This is a genomic window from Xanthomonas sp. AC360, assembly GCF_979258225.1.
Genome location: NZ_OZ409846.1, coordinates 3,163,619 through 3,183,639 on the forward strand (window position 1 = coordinate 3,163,619; position 20,021 = coordinate 3,183,639).

Annotated in this window: 17 protein-coding genes and 1 other RNA gene; 11 read left to right on the forward strand and 7 right to left on the reverse strand. The window is 63.8% G+C overall.

Features of this window, described 5'->3' with window-relative positions; translation table 11 throughout:
* Positions 1–155 precede the first annotated feature (155 nt).
* A complete protein-coding gene (locus ACZZ0O_RS13685) occupies positions 156–1,925 on the reverse strand; it encodes a M14 family metallopeptidase (protein ID WP_463591024.1) in 1,770 nt (589 codons plus the stop codon).
* Positions 1,926–2,209: 284 nt separating this feature from the next.
* Here ACZZ0O_RS13685 and ACZZ0O_RS13690 point away from each other — a divergent pair, with 284 nt between their 5' ends.
* A complete protein-coding gene (locus ACZZ0O_RS13690; RefSeq protein WP_463591025.1) occupies positions 2,210–3,775 on the forward strand; it encodes a POT-type proton-dependent oligopeptide transporter in 1,566 nt (521 codons plus the stop codon).
* 7 nt (positions 3,776–3,782) lie between these two features.
* Complete coding sequence (locus ACZZ0O_RS13695; RefSeq protein WP_463591026.1) at positions 3,783–4,391, forward strand: rhomboid family intramembrane serine protease; 609 nt, start codon at positions 3,783–3,785, stop codon at positions 4,389–4,391.
* A 140-nt stretch (positions 4,392–4,531) separates the two neighbouring features.
* Here ACZZ0O_RS13695 and ACZZ0O_RS13700 read toward each other — a convergent pair whose 3' ends face one another.
* Positions 4,532–4,732: a hypothetical protein gene (locus ACZZ0O_RS13700; RefSeq protein ID WP_463591027.1), complete on the reverse strand. Its 201-nt coding sequence runs from the start codon at positions 4,730–4,732 to the stop codon at positions 4,532–4,534.
* Between the two features lie 212 nt (positions 4,733–4,944).
* Between ACZZ0O_RS13700 and ACZZ0O_RS13705 the strand changes: the two genes are divergently transcribed.
* The 3 genes from ACZZ0O_RS13705 (at position 4,945) to ACZZ0O_RS13715 (ending at position 6,682) form a co-directional block, all read left to right on the forward strand.
* Positions 4,945–5,229, forward strand: coding sequence for a GNAT family N-acetyltransferase (locus ACZZ0O_RS13705; protein WP_463591028.1), 285 nt, complete (start codon positions 4,945–4,947; stop codon positions 5,227–5,229).
* A gap of 40 nt (positions 5,230–5,269) precedes the next feature.
* Positions 5,270–6,115 (forward strand): DUF3298 and DUF4163 domain-containing protein, encoded by an 846-nt coding sequence (locus ACZZ0O_RS13710; protein ID WP_055845022.1) that lies wholly within the window; start codon positions 5,270–5,272, stop codon positions 6,113–6,115.
* A 66-nt stretch (positions 6,116–6,181) separates the two neighbouring features.
* Positions 6,182–6,682, forward strand: coding sequence for a MarR family winged helix-turn-helix transcriptional regulator (locus ACZZ0O_RS13715; protein WP_055845019.1), 501 nt, complete (start codon positions 6,182–6,184; stop codon positions 6,680–6,682).
* A gap of 90 nt (positions 6,683–6,772) precedes the next feature.
* Here the strand turns inward: ACZZ0O_RS13715 and ACZZ0O_RS13720 are convergent, their stop codons facing one another.
* Positions 6,773–8,971 (reverse strand): M3 family metallopeptidase, encoded by a 2,199-nt coding sequence (locus tag ACZZ0O_RS13720; protein WP_463591029.1) that lies wholly within the window; start codon positions 8,969–8,971, stop codon positions 6,773–6,775.
* Between the two features lie 369 nt (positions 8,972–9,340).
* On the opposite strand from ACZZ0O_RS13720, the gene ACZZ0O_RS13725 reads away from it, so the two are divergent.
* Entirely contained in the window at positions 9,341–9,826 is a 486-nt protein-coding gene (locus ACZZ0O_RS13725; protein ID WP_055845013.1) for a glutathione peroxidase, read from the forward strand.
* Between the two features lie 717 nt (positions 9,827–10,543).
* Here ACZZ0O_RS13725 and ACZZ0O_RS13730 read toward each other — a convergent pair.
* Together ACZZ0O_RS13730 and ACZZ0O_RS13735 are read right to left on the reverse strand one after the other, a co-directional pair.
* Positions 10,544–11,323 (reverse strand): ferredoxin--NADP reductase, encoded by a 780-nt coding sequence (locus ACZZ0O_RS13730; RefSeq protein WP_005988314.1) that lies wholly within the window; start codon positions 11,321–11,323, stop codon positions 10,544–10,546.
* A gap of 217 nt (positions 11,324–11,540) precedes the next feature.
* Positions 11,541–13,421, reverse strand: a complete 1,881-nt coding sequence (locus ACZZ0O_RS13735) for an ABC transporter ATP-binding protein (RefSeq protein WP_463591030.1) — start codon at positions 13,419–13,421, stop codon at positions 11,541–11,543.
* Positions 13,422–13,896: 475 nt separating this feature from the next.
* Here ACZZ0O_RS13735 and ACZZ0O_RS13740 point away from each other — a divergent pair, with 475 nt between their 5' ends.
* From ACZZ0O_RS13740 to ACZZ0O_RS13760, 5 genes are all read left to right on the forward strand, one after another.
* Positions 13,897–15,414 carry a fumarate hydratase gene (locus ACZZ0O_RS13740; protein WP_055845008.1) on the forward strand — a complete coding sequence of 506 codons (1,518 nt, stop codon included), beginning with the start codon at positions 13,897–13,899 and terminating at the stop codon, positions 15,412–15,414.
* A gap of 69 nt (positions 15,415–15,483) precedes the next feature.
* Positions 15,484–15,560: non-coding RNA, sX9 sRNA (locus tag ACZZ0O_RS13745), on the forward strand.
* A 297-nt stretch (positions 15,561–15,857) separates the two neighbouring features.
* On the forward strand, positions 15,858–16,322 hold the full coding sequence (locus ACZZ0O_RS13750; protein ID WP_463591031.1) for a hypothetical protein: 465 nt from the start codon (positions 15,858–15,860) through the stop codon (positions 16,320–16,322).
* 13 nt (positions 16,323–16,335) lie between these two features.
* Positions 16,336–16,971, forward strand: coding sequence for a glutathione S-transferase family protein (locus tag ACZZ0O_RS13755; protein ID WP_463591032.1), 636 nt, complete (start codon positions 16,336–16,338; stop codon positions 16,969–16,971).
* Between the two features lie 189 nt (positions 16,972–17,160).
* Positions 17,161–17,799 carry a carbonic anhydrase gene (locus tag ACZZ0O_RS13760; protein WP_193552545.1) on the forward strand — a complete coding sequence of 213 codons (639 nt, stop codon included), beginning with the start codon at positions 17,161–17,163 and terminating at the stop codon, positions 17,797–17,799.
* Between the two features lie 201 nt (positions 17,800–18,000).
* On the opposite strand, the gene ACZZ0O_RS13765 is transcribed toward ACZZ0O_RS13760, so the two are convergent.
* Both ACZZ0O_RS13765 and ACZZ0O_RS13770 read right to left on the reverse strand, forming a co-directional pair.
* Positions 18,001–19,131, reverse strand: a complete 1,131-nt coding sequence (locus ACZZ0O_RS13765) for a phospholipase A (RefSeq protein WP_463591033.1) — start codon at positions 19,129–19,131, stop codon at positions 18,001–18,003.
* A 211-nt stretch (positions 19,132–19,342) separates the two neighbouring features.
* Positions 19,343–19,828 carry a DUF456 domain-containing protein gene (locus ACZZ0O_RS13770; RefSeq protein WP_115512103.1) on the reverse strand — a complete coding sequence of 162 codons (486 nt, stop codon included), beginning with the start codon at positions 19,826–19,828 and terminating at the stop codon, positions 19,343–19,345.
* Between the last annotated feature and the right edge of the window lie 193 nt (positions 19,829–20,021).

A 20,021-nucleotide genomic window follows, 5' to 3' on the forward strand; every position in this document is an offset into this window, starting at 1 on the left:
GGGCGGAGAGTGGTCGTTGTAAACGGTTTCATAGCGGGATGTGGCACGGGGTGTCCTTGTCGTACTGGGTCATTACGAAATTGGGGGCAGCGAGATGCCCGGATGGGAGCCGCGCACAGGCGCGGTTCGGTCGCTCGCCTGGAGAGGCGGCGCGGTTAGAAGTCGGTCTGCGCGGTACGCAGCACCGGATAGAGCTGGTAGCGCTCGTCCCAGGAAGAGTGACGCTTGGCGAAGAACTCCAGACGCGCTTGCGGGCTGTTGGCAAACTCCGGATCGCTGGCGATGCGCTGGTCGAACTGGGCCTTCAACGCGGCGTCGTTGGCCAGCATGTCCCGCGCCACGTCTTCGGCCACGTAGGCCTCCATGTATTCCTTGCGCTCGAAGGCCGTGTTGAAAAAGCCCCACTGCAGCAACGAGTCCGGTGCCTGCGGCTCCAGCATCGCCATCAACAGGCGTGCCTTGGGTTGCGCAATCGGCACGAACAACGCACCGGCCGGCACGTTGCGGGTTTCATCGCGCCATTGCCCACCGACCTCCAAGGTCTGGTGACCTTCGTTCGAGCGCGCAGCAAAGTTGGCGGTGTCGGCACGAAAGGTTTGCACCGGATGTTCTGCCGCACTGGCGACGATGCGGAAATCGATGCCATGCAGGCGTAATTTTTCAGCGACAAAGGCCGCTTGCGCTGCCGGCACCAGATAGCCGCCACGCGGTGCGTCGACCACCAGGTCGGGTTTGATCTGATCGCGCAGCGGTACCTTCCAGATCTGCGGTTTGCTCTCGTCGTAACGCGTCATCAACGCGCCGGAAATCGGCGACGGCGTGCGCGTATACGCATAGCCGCGAAACGCCACGGTGCGCGCGGCCGGGCCGGCGGCAAAGCGCAGCGGCTCGGGCATGCCGGCCAGCTGGCTGGCGCGCTGATCGGCCGCCAGCGCATCGGCGCGCCAGGCGTTGCCATGTTTTGCGGCCTGCTGCAGCACCGACACGATGGCATTGCGGGTGACCCGCACGCGCGTCGGGTAGTCCTTCCACGAATGGGTTTCCACCAACATGCCGAAGCGGTTGCGCAGCAGGAAATAGCCATGCGAAAACCGCGGCGGCGACACGTCGTCGGCGAAGCCGGAGCTGGGGTCGTCTTCGTGCACGAAAGAGGGGTAATACGGCAGCGGCAGCGAACCCTGCTTGGCCAGATCGCCCAGCACCGCATCGCGCCAACGCGTGCCGTCGCGCTGCAGCGTGGTGTCGCCGGCATGCACCGGCTCCACCTGCACCGAGACGTCGTGCTCGAACTTGGCGCCGTCGGTGACATGCAGGTCCACGTACATCAGCGGGTCCCACTGCTGCACCAGCCGCAGCATGGCCTGCATCTCCGGCGCGTCGGCCTTGACGTAGTCGCGGTTGAGATTGAGGTTCTGCGCGGTGGTGCGCCAGCCCATCTGCTCGGGGCCGCGCTGGTTGGGGCGGTTCCAGGCGCCGAAGCGCTCATGGCCATCCACGTTGAACACCGGCACGAATACCCACACCAACGTGTCGAGCACGCCCTTGCCAGCCTTGCCATCGAGCAGCTGGCGCAAGGCCAGAAAGCCCGCGTCCTTGCCATCGATTTCGCCAGCGTGGATACCGCCCTGGATCAATACCACCGGCAGCTTGCGCTGCGCAGCGCTGGCCGCATCCAGTGCGCCGCTGGTGGAGGCGATCAAGGCCTTCATTGGCCGACCTTCCGGCGTGGTTCCGAACTCGACGCAGCGCACCGCCTGCGGGTAACGCTGCGCAAACGCATCGCACAGCGCGATGACTTCGTCATAGCGGCCGGTCTGCACAAAGCCGCTGCGCTCGGCCTGGGTGGTCAACGGTTCGGCGGCCAGCGCGGCAGGGGCACAGGTCAACAACAACAGGCTCAGGGCCAGGCGGGTGAAGCGGGGCATCCAGCGGTCCAGTGTTCCAGGAAAACGTTTGCAATGTAGCCGAGCCGAGCTGGCAGGCCAATCTGCACTGCGGCATGGCCGCCGGCTTCAAGCGGGCGCGAGCGAATCGAAAACGCCGGTTTTTGCGGGTTATCGACGCGGTCTGCGCACGCATGCACTCGGCGTCGACTGCGCGCGGTGCGATGTCCTTAGCGCGCAGCGCCAGCAGCAGACCTGCGCGCGCATGGCGGCCGGCAGCTCGGCGCCGGTACGATAGGGCCTGTTTTCAGCTCGTCGGACCGCCTTTGACCACCTCGACCTTGCCGGGCCCCATGGCCGGCGCGCGCCTGCCGCGCCAGATTCCTTTCATCATTGGCAACGAAGCCTGCGAGCGTTTCAGCTTCTACGGGATGCGCAACATCCTGGTGCAGTTTCTGATCACCTCGCTGCTGCTGCAGGAGGTTGCCGGGCCAGGCCGCGAGACCGAAGCCAAGCACATCCTGCACAGCTTCATGATCGGGGTGTATTTCTTTCCGCTGCTGGGCGGCTGGTTGGCAGATCGGCTGTTCGGCAAATACAACACGATTCTGTGGTTCAGCCTGATCTATTGCGCGGGCCACGCGTGTCTGGCGATGTTCGAGGGCAGCCGTCAAGGCTTCTTCGTGGGGTTGAGCCTGATCGCGCTGGGCGCGGGCGGCATCAAGCCACTGGTGGCCTCGTTCATGGGCGACCAGTTCGACCAGTCCAACAAGCACATGGCCAAGGTGGTGTTCGATGCCTTTTACTGGATCATCAACTTCGGCTCGTTGTTCGCCTCGTTGCTGATCCCGCTCGCACTGAAGAATCTGGGCCCGTCGTGGGCGTTCGGCATTCCCGGCATCTTGATGTTCGTGGCCACGCTGGTGTTCTGGCTGGGCCGCAAGCGCTATGTGCTGGTGCCGTTGCCGCCGAAAGACCCGCACGGGTTCGGCGCGGTGCTGCGCACGGCATTGCTGGCACGCGCGCCAGGGCAAGGGCGGCCTGGTCTGGCGCTGGCAGTCATCGCCGTGGTCGCTGCACTGGCCTGCATGACGCTGATCGAGCCGCTGGGCATCGTCATCTGCCTGTGCATGGCGCTGGTGCTGCTGCTGGCCGGGATTGGCGGCGGTACCTGGTGGCAGCTGGAGCGCGCGCGCGGTACGCATCCGGATGCCGCGGTCGAAGGCGTGCGCGCCTTGCTGCGGGTGCTGGTGATCTTCGCGCTGGTGACGCCGTTCTTTTCGTTGTTCGATCAGAAGGCCTCGACCTGGGTGTTGCAGGGACGCGAGATGACCATGCCGGCGTGGTTCACCGCCTCGCAGATGCAGGCGCTCAATCCGCTGCTGGTGATGTTGCTGATCCCCTTCAACAATCTGGTGCTGTATCCACTGTTGCGCCGTGGTGGCTGGGAGCCGACGCCGTTGCGTCGCATGACCAGCGGTATCGCCTTCAGTGGCGTGGCGTGGATTGCGGTCGGCGCGATCCAGGTCGTCATGGACGGCGGCGAGCCGATGCACATCGCCTGGCAGATGCTGCCCTATGCCTTGCTTACCTTCGGCGAGGTGCTGGTGTCGGCCACTGGCATCGAGTTCGCTTATAGCCAGGCGCCGCCGTCGATGAAGGGCGTGGTGATGAGCTTCTGGTATCTGACCACCACGGTCGGCAATCTGTGGGTGCTGCTATCGAACGTGGCGGTGCGCAATGCGACGGTGACCTCGCATATCGCCGATACTGGGCTCAGCGAAGCGGCATTTTTGATGTTCTTCTTCGCGGCCTTCGCATTCCTGGCAGCACTGGCCTTTGGCTTGTACGCGCGCCGTTATCGCATGGTCGACAATTACCGTTCTGCCTGAGGTCCCCATGATTACCCTGATCCTGATCGCCATTACCGGCATCGTCTCGTGGCTGGCGTTCAACAACCGCAAGCTGGCCGACCGGCTCATCCTGTGGCCGCCGGCGCTGGACAAGAACCGGCAGTACGACCGCCTGGTGACCTACGGCTTCATCCACGCCGACCTGGGGCATCTGGTCTTCAACATGATCACGCTGTTCTTTTTCGGACGGGTGATCGAAAAGGTGATGACGCAGCTGACCGGCAGCGTGCTGACCTATCCGTTGTTCTATCTGGCCGCGCTGGTGGTGTCGATCCTGCCCAGCTATCTGAAGAACCAGAAGAACCCCAATTATCTGAGCCTGGGTGCCTCCGGTGCGGTGTCGGCGGTGCTGTTCGCCTTCATCCTGCTGCAGCCGTTGACCATCATCCTGGTGCTGTTCATTCCGGCACCGGCGATCATCTATGCGGTGTTCTACGTCGGCTACAGCCTATGGATGGACCGCCGCGGCGGCGATCGCATCAACCACAGCGCGCATCTGGCCGGCGCGGCATTCGGGGTGATGTTCATGCTGATCATGGAGCCGCGGGTGTGGCAGATCTTTCTGGAGCAGCTGTCCAATCCGCGCTTCGGCTGAGGGCGCTGGCGGGTCCGGCTGCTCGGGTACCGGGCTGGCCGGCGTTGCGGTAATGCGTCAGTGCAGCGGTTGCGTGCGGCAACCGGGCCAGGACCGACGCCATGGCGTCACAGGTCCTGGCAGGTGGAGCGACGCAGGCATCAGGCTGCGCTGCGTTCCCGGTCAGTACTGAGCGCCGAGCCCGACACCGCGCCGTAGGCCTGCTGCAGACGCTCGTAGACGGTATCGTTGAGTTGCGCGAAGTCGGGATTGTGGGTGTCGCCGTTGATGGCGAACTGGAACAAGCCTTCCAGCAGCGAGCTGTCGCTGTCTGTGCCGTTTCCTACCGAATCGTTTTGCATGCGTGACTCCTCGTTGGTAAGGCGAGGGCGCTGGCCAGGCCGGAGACCGGTTGCAGGCAGCGCCTTCGAGTCAGCTATCGGCGCTGCCTGCGCGAACTTAAGGATGTCGTTGCCGAGCCGGGCTAACGGTCACAGCTTGGATTCATTTTCACGCAGGCGCGGCGTCGCGCTGGTCACACTTGCCGCACATTCACTGCCGGGCGCATACCACGATGGAGGCAGCGACAGTGCGCGCCGAACACGACCCGACACAGCAGCGCTTCGTTATTGACACCGAGGGACATCGCGCCGAGCTGGTGTATCAGCTCGAGGGTGCGCGCATGACCATCACGCACACGCTGGTGCCGGATGCGATTGCAGGGCGCGGTATTGCCGCCGTGTTGGTCGAGTCTGCTTTGCAGCATGCGCGCGAGGCCGGCCTGAAGGTCGTGCCAGCGTGCAGCTACGCCGCCGCCTACGTGCGCCGGCATCAACAGTTTCAGGATCTGCTGGCCTGACGGACAGCAGTGGGTGGTTTGATCAGGGGAGCAGGTGGGAATGGTGCGGTTGCTTGGATTCAAAAGTGTGCGGGGTCTGCTGATGCTGGCCCTGTTGGCGGGCTGTACGCAGCGCGAACCGGCAGTAGTCGAGCCGACCGAGCCGGCAGCCGATGCGGCCGCAGCGACAACGCCGCCTCCGGAACCGCTGATGGTGCAGAGTGGCCCGCTGGAAGATGTGATCGAACACGCGCCGGCTTATATGGTCGGGATCAGCTATCCGCCTGGGCTGGATGCGTATCCGGAACTGGCCGCGTTGATTCGTACCTATGCGCAGGATGCCCGCAGCGAACTGATGGAAGCGGTAACCGGTCTGGGCAACGACAAGCCGGCAGCGCCTTACGAGTTGTCGTTGGCATTCGAAAAACTATTGCAGACCGCCGACCTGATCGTCGTCTCCGCCGATGGCAGCCGCTATACCGGTGGGGCGCATGGCGATCCGCTGGTGGCGCGCTTCGTCTGGCTGATCAAGGAGCGCAAGCAACTGACCGCGCAAGCGATGATTCCCGATCCGGCCGGCTGGGAAAAGATCGGTCGCGATGTCGCGGCGCAATTGCATGCCGCTGCCACCCAGCGCGTGGAAGCCGATCGTGTGCCGGTCGAAGAACAGGCCGAACAGGTCGCATCGGCCGACCGCATGATTGCCGAAGGAACCGCAGCGCAGGTGGACAACTTCGCGCAGTTCGTACCGGTGTTGAATGCGGCCGGACAGATCACCGCAGTGCGCTTCGTGTTTCCGCCTTATCAGGTCGGGCCGTATTCGGATGGCACGCAAACGGCCGAGGTCGCTGCATCCACGTTGATGCCGTGGGTCGCGCCGGAATATGTACATCTTTTCGCTCGCTGAGATGTCGCCCCCCAAGTGATGTGATTGAATGCTCAGGCCATTCAGTAATGTAACCAAACGGGTGATATGAGCAGTTTCGATCCAACCGCAAATCGCGTAGACCATACCTGCGCGCGCTATCCAGCCTTTCCGCGGGAGCCGGCTGTCCTGGTGAGGTTGATCAAGCATCTCTACAAGCGGCTGCACACCATCAGTTGTGTGCGACTCAGGCCGTACGGGATCAGTCCGCCGGAATACGAGATCCTGATGATGTTGTACGGCACGCCCGAGCAGGCCATTACGCCGACCGAGGCGGCAGAGGCGGCCAGCGAGAAGCCGGCCAACATCACCCGGCTCACCGATCAGTTGTGCGAAAAGGGCTTGATCGCACGGGGCAGCAGTCCCGACGACCGGCGCAAGATCGTGCTGTCCCTGCAACCGGCCGGGCTGGCGTTGATCGAAAGCCTGTTGCCGGAAGCATGCACGCTGTTGCACGAGCAGGCGGGCGACATCAGCGAGGCCGAACAGGCGCGTCTGGAAAAACTGCTCAAGAAATTACTCAATGGCGTGGACGCCGTAGAGTCCTGAGCGATACGCGATGGCTGCCACGCACGCCACCGCAAAAACGACAACGCCGCCCGGATCTCTCCGGGCGGCGTTGTCGTTACGCAGCTCCGATCACGGCTTGGACTGCGGCGCTTCCGGGGTGGCGCCATCGCCGCCCTGCGCGCTCAGACCGCGCTTTTCAAGCAAGGGCTCGATCTGCGGCGCATGCCCGGCAAAGTTCTGGAACAGCTCCATCGCATCCACGCTGCCACCGCGCGACAGCAGCGTCTCGCGGAACCGATCGCCATTGGCGCGGCTCAATCCACCATTCTGCTTGAACCATTGCTGGGTGTTGGCATCCAGCACTTCGGACCAGATGTAGGCGTAATAGCCCGCCGCATAGCCGCCCATGATGTGGCTGAAATATGGGGTCTTGTAGCGCGGCGGTACCGGTGCGTAGGCAATGCCGTCCTGCTGCAAGGCCTTGGCTTCGAAGGCCATGACGCCGGCCGCATCGGGCACCTGGTTGGCGCTGATCTGATGCCAGTTCTGATCCAGCATCGCCGCACCCAGATATTCGGTGGTGGCAAAGCCCTGGTTGAACTTGGACGCGGCAATCACCTTGTCCAGCAAGGCCTGCGGCATCGGGGTGCCGTTTTGATAATGCTTGGCGTAGTTCTTCAGGATGGACGGCTCGTCGGCCCACATCTCGTTGACCTGCGAGGGGAACTCCACAAAGTCGCGCGGCACGCTGGTGCCGGAGAAATACGGGTATTTGACGTCGGAGAACATGCCGTGCAGCGCATGCCCGAACTCATGGAACATGGTGGTCACTTCGTCCCAGGTCAGCAGCGTGGGCTGGCCGGCAGGCGGCTTGGGAATGTTGAGGTGATTGGCCACCACCGGCTTGAAACCGGTCAGGTCCGACTGCGACACGTACGAGTTCATCCATGCGCCACCGCGCTTGGATTCGCGTGCATACATGTCGGCGATGAAGATCGCCAGCTGCTTGCCGTCGGCATCGAATACGTCATAGACGGTGATGTCGTCGCGGTAGGTCGGCAGGTCGGTGCGCTGCTTGAAGGTCAGGCCGTATTCTTGGTTGGCTGCATAAAACACGCCGTTTTCCAGCACGTTCTTGAGCTCGAAGTACGGCTTGAGCTGCGACTCGTCGAAGTTGTACTTGGCCTGGCGCACCTTCTCGCTGTAGTAGGCCCAATCCCAGGCTTCGAGTTTGAAGGTCGGTTTGCGTGCGGCTTTTTGTTCCTTGTCGATCATCGCCTGCAGATCGGCAGCCTCGCGCTTGGCGTTGGCCACCGCGGCCGGTGCCAGCTTGCCCAGCATGGCGTTGACCGCTTCCGGGGTCTTGGCGGTCTGGTTTTCCAGCGAGTACGCGGCGTAGGTCGGGAAGCCGAGCAGCTTGGCCTTGTCGGCGCGCAGCTTCATGATGCGCGACACCAACGCGGTGTTGTCGTACTGACCACCATGGCTGCCGCGCGAGACCGACGCGTCATAGATTTTCTTGCGCAGGTCGCGATTCTTCAGCTGGGTCAGCGGCGGCTGGCCGGTGGTGTTGAGCAGCGCAATCACGTACTTGCCATCGAGCTTGCGTGCCTTGGCCGCTTCGGCAGCAGACGCGATCTGCTCCTCGGACAGACCATCGAGCTGCTTGACGTCATCGACCACGACTGCCGCCGCATTGACCTCGGCCAGCACGTTCTGGCTGAAGGTGGTGCCCAGGTTGGCCAGTTCGGCATTCATCGCCTTGAGCGTGGTCTTGTCGGCATCGGAAAGCTTGGCGCCATCGCGGACGAAGTCGCTGTAGTACTTCTCGACCAGACGCAGGCCTTGTGCATCCAGGCCCAGCTTGGCGCGTTGGTCGTACAAGCTCTGGATGCGCGCGAACAGCTTGCCGTTGAGCGAAATCGCATCGCGATGCGCAGCGAACTTGGCCGAGTAGTCGGCCTGCAGTTTCTTGCGTGCATCGTTGGTGTCGGCACCCACCAGATTGAAGAACACCGTGGTGGCACGATCGAGCGTGGCGCCGCTCTTTTCGAGTGCGACGATGGTGTTGTCGAAGCTTGGTTTGGCTTTCTGGGTGGCGATCTTGTCCACTTCCTTCAACTGCTCGGCCATGCCGGCGTCGAAGGCGGGTGCGAAGTCGCTGTCTTTGATCTTGTCGAACTGCGGGTAATGCAGTGGCAGCGTGCTATCGGCAAAGAAGGGGTTGGCTTGGGTGGCAGCCTGCGTGGTGGCGGGTGCGGCGATGCTGTAGGACGGCATGGCAAGTCCCAGGGAAGCGGCCAGGGCAAAAGCGAGACGGGTGGTCAAGAGGGTGGCTCCAAAGTGCGAGCCGCCGAGGCTAACCCAGCCCGCCGGGACAGGCGTGTGACAAAAGGCATGGCTGGCTGGCGAACGCGACCATGCGCCGGGTCACGCCAGGACCCAAGGCCGCCAAGACGCCGGGACTTGGCCAGGACAGCCGCCAGCGGCTCGGCGACACATCGGGACATGCTGCAAGGCCTGCTCCAGCGAATGCGCTGCCGGAGGTCCTGCATACAGACCTGCGAACAGCCAACGATACGCGGCTGGATCGTGGTGCGCGGATGTCACATGGGCGAGAGGTAGCGATGTGCGGAGAGGGTGTGGCGGGCCGAGAGGTCTGGGTTAGGCTAGCGCTTTCCCTATAGAGAGTTGTCGATGACCGCGCTATCCACCTTTGAGTTCACCGACCTGGACGGTCGCACGCAATCGATGCGCGACTACGCCGGCAGTGTGGTGCTGGTGGTGAATGTGGCTTCGAAATGCGGCTTTACCCCGCAGTACGCAGGGTTGCAGGCCTTATGGCAGCGCTACCGTGAGCGTGGCCTGGTAGTGATCGGTTTCCCGTGCGATCAGTTCGGTCACCAGGAGCCCGGCGATGCTGCACAGATCCGGCAGTTCTGCTCGCTCGACTATGCGGTGGATTTTCCGCTGGCGTCCAAAGTCGAGGTCAACGGCAGCAGCGCGCATCCGCTGTGGCAATGGCTCAAGCACGAACAGCGTGGCGTGCTTGGATCGGAGGCGATCAAATGGAACTTCACCAAGTTCCTGATCGGCCGCGATGGCACCGTGTTGGAGCGCTACGCACCGACCACCAAGCCGGAGGCCCTGGCGGCCGATATCGAGCGTGCGCTGGGCGCGTGACATCGCAGGCGCACGCCCGATCTTAGATGCGCCTGGATCGTAGGAGCGCACCCGGGCGCGACGAGGCGTTACCGAAAATGCGAGGCGTTACCCGGGATGAGGCTGTGCCGGGAACGCTTCATCGCGCCCAGGTGCGCTCCTACGACAGTGCAGTAGCGGCATGCCCGCGCGTTGCTTCACTTCTCGACGAAGGCGCGCTCGAACACATTACGCACCACCACCAAGCCGGAGGCCCTGGCGGCCGATATCGAGCGTGCGCTGGGCGCGTGACATCGCAGGCGCACTCCAACCTTTTAAACACCGCGGGCTCGTAGGAGCGCACCCTGGCGCGACGAGGCGTTACCGAAAATGCGAGGCGTTACCGAGGACGAGGCCGTACCGGGAACGCTTCGTCGCGCACAGGTGCGCTCCTACGACGGTGCAGTAGCGATATGCCCGCGCGTTGCTTCACTTCTCGACGAAGGCGTGCTCGAACACCTTACGCACCACCACCAAGCCGGAGGCTCTGGCCGCCCACATCGAGCGTGCGCTGGGCGCGTGACATCGCAGTCGCCCGCCCAATCTTAGATGCGGCTGGATCGTAGGAGCGCACCCGGGCGCGACGAGGCGTTACCGAAAATGCAAGGCGTTACCGGGGATGAGGCTGTACCGGGAACGCTTCGTCGCGCCCAGGTGCGCTCCTACGACGGTGCAGTAGCGATATGCCCGCGCGTTGCCTCACTTCTCGACGAAGGCGCGCTCGAACACGTAATGCCCCGGGGTGCCGATGCGTGGCGAGGTCTGGAAACCGCGTGCGTCCAGCAACGTGCGCAGGTCGGCCAGCATCTGCGGGCTGCCGCAGATCATGAAGCGGTCGTTGGCCGGGTCCAGGGTCGGCAGGCCCAGCGTCTGCTGCATGCGGCCATCGGCCATCAGCTCGGTCAGGCGGCCCTGATTGGCAAACGCTTCACGGGTGACTGCCGGGTAATACAGCAGTTTTTCGCGCAGCAGATCGCCGAGGAATTCGTGCTGCGGCAGCTCGCGCTCGAAGTAGTCGCGATAGGCCAGATCCTGCACGAAGCGCACGCCCTGGGTGAGGATCACCTTGTCGAAGCGCTCGTAGGTTTCCGGGTCCTTGATGATCGACAGCCACGGCGCCAGGCCGGTGCCGGTGCCCAGCAAATACAGATTGCGACCCGGATGCAGGTCGCTGATCAGCAGCGTGCCGGTGGGTTTCTTGCCGACCAGCACCTTGTCGCCCGGTTGGATGTGCTGCAGCCGCGAGGTCAGCGGGCCATCCGGCACCTTGATGCTGAAGAACTCCAGATGCTCTTCCCAGTTGGCGCTGGCGATCGAATACGCGCGCAGCAACGGCCGGGTTTCGGTTTCCAGCCCGATCATCACGAACTGGCCGTTTTCGAAGCGGAAACCAGCATCGCGGGTCGTGGTGAAGCTGAAGTAGGCATCGGTCCAATGACGGACCTCAAGCACCGTTTCGGCGCCGAAAGCGGAAGACATACCGGTTTAGTGTCGTGGGAGGAATACCCGGCAATTCTACCTCAAGCTGGCCAAATGAGATGAACTCTCATTTGGCGGGAATGGAGAATCGGGAATCGGGAATGGGATGCAGGGCCGCGAGATCTGGGGCCTCTGCAGGATCGGGAGGCTCAGTACCTGTCAGCCGCCGCGACGCCGCTTCTAACGATTCCCCATTCCCGATTCCCCATTCCCGGCCTCACCGATACCCCGCCGCCTGCAGCTCGAACAGCTCCGCATAGCGCCCGCCCTGCGCCATCAGTTCCGCATGGGTGCCGTTGGCTTCGATGCGCCCGTCGGCCAGCACCAGAATGCGGTCGGCCATGCGCACGCTGGAGAAGCGGTGCGAGATCAGCACCGCGGTGCGGTTGTCGGAGAGCTCCTTGAAGCGCTGGAACACCTCGAACTCGCTGCGCGCATCCAGCGCGGCGGTGGGTTCGTCCAGGATCATCAGCTGCGCATCGCGCATGTAGGCGCGTGCGATGGCGATTTTCTGCCATTGCCCGCCGGACAGATCCACGCTGTTCTTGAAGCGGCGGCCGATCAATTGATCGTAGCCATCGGGCAGGTTGTCGATGAGCTCGCCAGCCATTGCACGCTGCGCAGCGGCCTGGATGCGCGGCGCATCGTCCATCGCATCGACCTGGCCCACGCCGATGTTCTCGCCCACGCTCAGGTGGTAGCGCACAAAGTCCTGAAAGATCACGCCCAAGTTGGCGCGCAGATCGTCCAGATCGTAGTCGCGCAGGTCCTGCCCATCGAGCAGGATGCGGCCTTCGTCGGGGTCGTACAGCCGCGCCAGCAGCTTGACCAGGGTGGTCTTGCCGGCGCCGTTTTCGCCAACCAGGGCCAGCACTTCGCCGGCGCGCAGTTCGAAATCCAGATGCCGCACCGTCCACGTCTCGGCGTCCGGATAACGGAAGCCCACATCCTGGAACACAAAACCCTGGCGAATCGGCCGCGGCACCGGCAAGGCGTTGGGGCGCGAGCGGATTTCCGGCACGATGTTGAAGAACGAATACAGATCGTCCAGATACAAGGCCTGGCCGGCAACCTGCGAAAACCCGATCAACAGGCCTTCCAGCAACTGACGCAGACGCAGGAAACTGCCGGCCAGAAAGGTCAGGTCGCCGATGCTGAAATCACCGCGCACCGTGCGCCAGGCGATATAGCCGTAGGCCATGTAGTAGCCCAGCGTACCCAGCGCCGCCAGCAACGCACCCCACGACGCACGCTTGCGCGCCAGTGCGCGATTGGCCTGGAAGAACTTGTCGGCCAGGCGGCGATAACGCGCGATCAAGAAGCGGTGCAGGTTGAGGATTTTGACTTCTTTTGCAGTCTCCACGCTGGCGCCGACCTGGCGCAGGTAGTCGAGCTGGCGGCGCTCCGGCGTCCACTGGAAGTTGAGCGAATAGCCCAGCGCATTGAAGTGCGCCTCGCCGATGAAGGCCGGGATCAGCGCCACCGCCAGCAACACGATCAACCACGGCGCATACACCACCAGGCCCACCGCCAGGCTGATCACGGTGATCGCATCCTGCACCTGGCCGAACAACTGGCTCATCAGGTTCATGCGGTTCATGGTCTGACGCCGCGCGCGATCCAGCTTGTCCTGGCGGTCGGGGTCTTCGAAATCCTCCAGATCCAGTTGCGCGGCATGCTCCATCAGCCGCACGCTGGCAGCGTTGTTGAACAGCTCAGACAACAGCGCATCGGCGTAACCGACCATGCGCCCGAGCAGGTCCGAGCCGATCGCCAGCGCCAGTTCCAGCGCCAGCAATTCCAGCAAGCGGTTCAAGCGCCCGCTGCTCAGCGCCTGCGTAAAGGACTCGAATGCCGGCGGCTGGCCGACCAGGTGAATCGCCTCGTCGATGATCAACTTGCCGATGTAGAGCGTGGCCACCGGCATCAACGCGCGCAGCACACGCAGGCCAATGCTGCTGGCGCTCAACCAGCGGCTGGTCTGCCAGATCTGGCGCAGGAACGGGGGCAGATTACGCAGCGCATCCAGGCGCTCGCGCAGGGTAGGGCCGGTACGAGGGGCGGCAGGCGCAGTGGCGCTGGTACGGGAAGCTGACATCGCACTAGTGTGCCGCGCGCGGCGTCGGTGCGGAGTGTTGGGCCGCTCGCCGGGGAGGACGTGCACGCATCGCAGCGGCCCGGGATACCTGCCGCTCGACGCAATGCCTCGGCCATCCGCGACAACAGCACCACCGCCTGTGCGGTTCGAGTTGGGCGGCACAGGCCTGCAGGCGTTCGTCTAGCCTGGTGGCAATACCGGAGGCTTATCCAGGCGGCACGGCCGTTGGAGGTCCATTCGGTCTTCTGCACGTTCCCGTGTTCCGGGTGCGGCATGCGTGCGATGTCGCAGCGTTCCCTGCGCCCTCGCACGTCAGCCGCCATCGTTGCCGGCGAGCGTGGCGCACTCATCCCGCCGCGCCTGGGCGGCGCGCGGCGCAGGCCCCAGTCAATCGCTTCAATAGATGCCACATCCGGCCGCGGCCGCGGTTTGCTCTAAAATGTGCCGATTGCCCCCGCCAGCCGTAGAGCCAGCCGTGACCTCGATCAAGCAGGAAGACCTCATCCAGTCCGTCGCCGATGCGCTGCAGTACATCAGCTACTACCACCCGGTGGACTACATCAAGAACCTGTCCGCCGCCTACGAGCGCGAAGAATCGCCGGCCGCCAAGGACGCCATCGCGCAGATCCTGATCAACTCGCGCATGTGCGCCGAGGGCCACCGCCCGATCTGCCAGGACACCGGCATCGTCACCGTGTTCCTGGAAATCGGCATGAACGTGCGTTGGGACGACGCGACCATGGGCGTGGAAGACATGGTCAACGAAGGCGTGCGCCGCGCCTACAACCATCCGGACAACAAGTTGCGCGCCAGCGTGCTGGCCGATCCGGCCGGCAAGCGCGCCAATACCAAAGACAATACGCCGGCAGTGGTCAACACCAAGATCGTTCCGGGCGACCATCTGGACGTGATCGTCGCGGCCAAGGGCGGCGGCTCGGAGGCCAAGAGCAAGTTCGCCATGCTCAACCCGTCCGATTCCATCGTCGATTGGGTGCTCAAGACCGTGCCGACCATGGGCGCCGGCTGGTGCCCGCCGGGCATGCTCGGCATCGGCATCGGCGGCACTGCCGAAAAGGCGATGCTGCTGGCGAAAGAAGCGCTGATGGAGCCGATCGACATCGTCGACCTGCAGGCGCGTGGCGCCTCCAATCGTGCCGAAGAACTGCGTCTGGAGCTGTACGAAAAGGTCAATGCGCTCGGAATCGGCGCGCAGGGCCTGGGCGGCCTGACCACGGTGCTCGACATCAAGGTCAAGGACTATCCCACCCACGCCGCGAACTTGCCGGTGGCGTTGATTCCCAACTGCGCCGCCACCCGCCACGCGCATTTCACCCTGGACGGCAGCGGCCCGGTGATGCTGGACCCGCCGTCGCTGGAAGACTGGCCCAAGCTCACTTACAACCCGACCAACGCGCGCCGGGTGAATCTGGACACCATCACCCGCGAAGAAGTCGCCAGCTTCAAGCCGGGCGAAGTGGTTCTGCTCAACGGCAAGCTGCTGACCGGCCGCGACGCCGCGCACAAGCGCATGATCGACATGCTCAATCGCGGCGAAACGCTGCCGGTCGACTTCACCAACCGCTTTATCTATTACGTCGGCCCGGTCGACCCGGTGCGCGATGAAGTGGTCGGTCCGGCCGGCCCGACCACTGCCACCCGCATGGACAAGTTCACTCGCCAGATGCTGGAACAAACCGGCCTGCTCGGCATGGTCGGCAAGTCCGAGCGCGGCGATGCGGCCATCGATGCGATCCGCGACAACAAGGCCGTGTACCTGATGGCGGTCGGCGGCTCGGCGTATCTGGTGTCCAAGGCGATCAAGGCCGCGCGCGTGCTGGCGTTCGAAGACCTCGGCATGGAAGCGATCTACGAGTTCGAGGTCAAGGACATGCCGGTCACCGTGGCGGTGGATTCCACCGGCGAATCGGTGCACAAGACCGGCCCGCGGTTGTGGCAGTCGCGCATCGGCAAGATTCCGGTGGTGGTGGAATAACCGCATTAGAGCAGCTGACAAAACTACTGTGCAGCCGCCAGGCGGGCGCGGCCGGTGCTCGGAATCCTCATGTACCACTCGTACACTCAGGTTCTGAGCGCGCCGTCCACACCCACCTGACGACTGCTCGCTACGTTTTGTTAGCCACTCTTAGTACCGACTGCGCAGCCCGTCAGCAAGGCGGGCTGCCAGTTGGTGCAAGACGTACGCGGACACGCGGGTGTGTTTTCTCCGCACTGTCTGCATCCGGCTGACGACCGTGCACGCCAGTGCGGTCGTCAGGCTTGATGTGGAATGGCGAGGCGATGACACGTCTTGCTGTTTGCTGCAGATAACCGGGCAGATGGAGGCGGTTGTCGGCAGAGGGTCTGGTGCTGTCGGGAGGCGGAGCATCTGCGACCTCTCGACAGAGGAAGACCGGTGCTGCCCCACGCGAACCGGCTATGCTCGCTGCACTGGCCGGTACCCCAAGGAGAACAGGAATGCTCCGACTCGTCTGTATCGCGTTGTTGTTGTGCCTGAGCGTGAGTTCGGCGGCGCAGCAGCAAAAGGCACCCACGGTGTTGTTTCCCTCGCGCAACTACGCGCCGCCACCTGCCGCCCCGGTGCCGTTCGCAGAGCGCAAGTCGCTCAGGACAAACGACACCGCGACTCGGTTCAACGGACCCTCGGCTGCGGATCGCTGCATCGCACAGTGCAACAGCAGCGCCCGACAATGCCGCGCCGACCGACCCAGCGAGTCCAGTTGCAGCAGCAGGGCAGCACCGCGTGGAAAGCGCTGCGACGACGTACAGAATCCGGCGCAACGGGCCAACTGCATGGCGCAAGTCTTCGACTGCACCCAGCAGAGCGACGACAATCGCTGCGAACCGCGCAAGCTCGCCTGCCTGCGCGCCTGTACCAACTGACCCGAGAACCCGCATGGCCGCTACGCTTTATCACACCCCCAGTACCGCCGCCCTGGTCGTCCACTGGTTGCTGATCGAACTGGACGTTGCCCACGTGCTGCATCCGCTGGATTTCGAGCGCGGCGAGCAAAAGGCGCCGGACTATCTGGCGCTCAACCCGGCCGGCGTGGTGCCGACGCTGGTGCTGGACGGTCAGGTGTTGACCGAAGCGGCCGCGATCGCCATGCACCTGGCCGATCTCTACCCGCAGGCCGGGCTGGCGCCGCCGGTCGGCACGCCCGAGCGTGCGGCGTACTACAAGTGGATGTTTTTCTGCGCCAATACCTTGCAGCCGGCCTATCGCGCCTGGTTCTACCCGCACGAGCCGGCCGGCGCTGCGCACGCCGATGCGGCGCAGGCCCAGGCACGCAACAGACTGGAAGCGGCCTGGACCCAGGTCGATGCGCATCTGCAGGAACACGGGCCCTATCTGCTCGGCCAGACGGTGTCGGCCGCCGATTTCATGCTGACCATGTTGATGCGTTGGTCGCGCAACATGCCGCGTGCGACCGATACCTGGCCGGCACTGAAGGCGCATGCGCAGCGGATGAAGGCCCGGCCGGCGTTCCAGGAAACCTACCGGCGCGAAGGCCTGACCGACTGGACCTGACCACGGCGCGCACGCTAAAGCGAAGTGGTGCGTCGATAGCGCCGCTAGAGTCCGTTTGGTTATGCCCGCTGGGGTGTACGATCGCGCGACACACCAGAGAACAGGGGCTCTACCATGTTGCAGTCCGTATCCCGTCGCAAGCTGTTGCAATGCGCATGTTGCGCACCGGTGGCCGCGGCCGCCGCGTCGTTGCCATTTTCGTTGCGCGCCGCGCCCAGCAAGAAAACCGATTTGAATGCCGAGCAGGCGTTGCAGACCCTGCGTGACGGCAACGCTGCGTTTGTCCAGAACCGTCCCAAGAAGGTGATCTCCGACGGCAAGCGCCGCTTGGAACTGGCGCTGGGCCAAACCCCGTTCGTCATCCTGGTGTCGTGCTCGGATTCGCGCGTGCCGCCGGAGTTGCTGTTCGGTCGCGGCCTGGGCGAGATGTTCATCGTTCGCAACGCCGGCAACACCGTCGACACCACGGCGCTGGGTTCGATCGAATATGCGGTGAGCCAGCTCGGCGTGCCGTTGGTGGTGGTGATGGGCCACGAAAGCTGCGGCGCGGTTGCCGCCGCGGTGTCGGTGGTGGAGCAGGGCGCGTTCTTCCCCGGCGCGATCGGCGCCATGATCGAACCGATCGTCCCGGCCGTGCTGACCGCCAAGAAGAATGGCGGCGACGACCTGCTCGCAGCGTCGGTCAAGGCCAACGTCAAGCGCACGGTCGACCGCCTGCGCGGTGCTTCCGAACCCGCCTTGCTCGAACCGCTGAGCGCAGGCGCATGCCGCGTCGTGGGGGCTTACTACACCCTCAAGGACGGCAAGGTGGATTTCTTCGACGTCTGAGTCGGCGCATGAAAAGCGGCAGTAGCGATCTTCCACACGCCTGCCGACCGCCATCGTCATCGCCATAAAAAAAGCCGGCAGCAATGCCGGCTTTTTTGTGGCGATCTTCTGTGGACGCGGCGCCGATGCAGCACCAGCGCGGCAACGTTCGCAGGAGGCGACGGGTGCGTGTCTACACCCGTGCCGCCCGACATCGACGCGTCAGAACCACTCCAGCAACGACACGCCCAGGCCGATATAGGTGGCCTTGTGGTTGTAGTCGATCAAGCTTTCGCCGTAGCCGTCGAACACCTGCACATGGCCACGCAGCAGGTTGGTGATGGGGAAGCCGTAATCCAGCTGCACCGAGCCATGCGAGCGGTCGCCGCCACGCAGCGAATGCCGCGCGATCAACGCAAATTCATGCCCATCCTTGTTGTAGACCAGGGTGGCATCGCCGCGCCCCATGTAATCCTCGATGTCGGGATTATTGTCGTCGGCACGGTCTTCCTTGATGCGGAACCACGGGCGTAATGTCAGCGCCCAGTTTTCGCGATCCAGACCGATGTTGAGGATCACCCGGTTCCAGGAACGCGACAGCGGATCTTCGCGGCCGTTGGACATGTGGTTGAGGCTGATGCCGCTCATGCGGCCCTTCCAGCCGAACAGGCTGTAGTTGTTGCGAAACACCAGCATCGCTTCCGGCTCGTAATTGGTCTCGCGGAACGGGCGCGATGCATCGGAGTTGTAGGCCTGCCACCGCGAACTCTGGGTGTAGCCCATCCAGATGTCGCCGTTGTCGCCGAACAGGTCTTCGACCACCTTGGTCTTGAAGCTCAGCTGGAACTTCAGCTCGGCGCTGTCCAGCTGCTGCGGCGTGCTGACCGAGTTGGCCGGATTCGGCGATTGCGGGGTGCGGTTGGTGTCGCTGGTCCAGAACGCCGGCAGCAGATAGACCGGCTTATAGCCACGCAGCTGAAACGTGCCCAGTTTGGAGTCCTTGGCCAGTTCCCAGCGGCGATCCAGCAGCGAGCCGCGGCCGGCATTGGCGACCGCTTCTTCCTTCGGCTGCTCCTGGACGTCGGCGCGAAAGAAATCGCCCATACGGCTGCTCTTGGGGCTGTCTTCCGCCTTGGCGGCCTGCTTGGCCAATTGCGCTGCGGCATCTGCCTCCTGCACCGCCTGCGGGGTGTAGCCCAGCGCCTGGTCGTAACACGCCAGACGCGCCGCATCCGAGGTCACGGACGTGCAGGCCTGCGGCGATGCGGGTTGCGGAGCGATTTCCTGCCCATGCGCCAGCGGCGCGGCGGCCAGGGCGATCAGCATCAGGGGACGGGTGCGGTGCTTGGACATGGGCAGTCTGGCCGAGTGTAGGCGCCAGGCAGGCGCGTCAGGCGCGTAGCTTAACGGTCGCGTCTGCATACGCGATGTGTACACGGCGGCATAACATCTGCGGCGGGTCGACTAAACAGGTGTCGCGACGCTAGCCAGGTCGCTGCTGCTGCGCGTTCTGCACGCTTGGAGCGACGGTGGCCGCGACGGCTTGGGAGCTTTAACTGCTGCGTTAGAAGAACCAGGCGATCGCAAACACGCCCAGCATGCACAGGCCCAGCGCCAGCTTGGTGGCCGTGCCCAGCATGATCCCAACCCAGGTGCCAAAGCCCACCTTGGTGGCCTGGCCGGTCTTGCGGGTCTGGTAGTACTCGCCCAGCCACGCGCCGGCAAACGGGCCGACGAACAAGCCGATCGGCATGAAGAAAATACCGGCGATGGCGCCGATCACCGAGCCCCACATCGCCATCTTGCTGGCCCCCACGCGCTGCGCGCCGTACAGGGTGGCCAGGAAGTCGATGACAAAAGACAGCGCGGTGATCAACCCGAGGATCACCAGCGCGACCCAACCGACATGGGTGAACCCGTCGGCCCAGGCGGCCACCAGCAGCCCGGCAAAGACCAGTGGCAAGCCCGGCAGCGCGGGCAGGATGACGCCGGCAAGGCCCACCAGCACCAGCACGCCAGCCAGCACGTAATAAACGACAGTCGTGTCCATGATGGTTTAGAAATGTCCTATTTCAGGCTTTGCAAGAATACGCAAGGGATGCTTGAAAATTGGTTTTGTGCGGGTTAAGTTGCAGCCGCTGCTGTTTGCAAAGGTCACCGTGAATCGTGGCCTGATGCGGTAGATCGCCCGATCCGCTACATCCTTGTACCTCGCTTCCTCCTTGCAATCACAGCCGCCACCG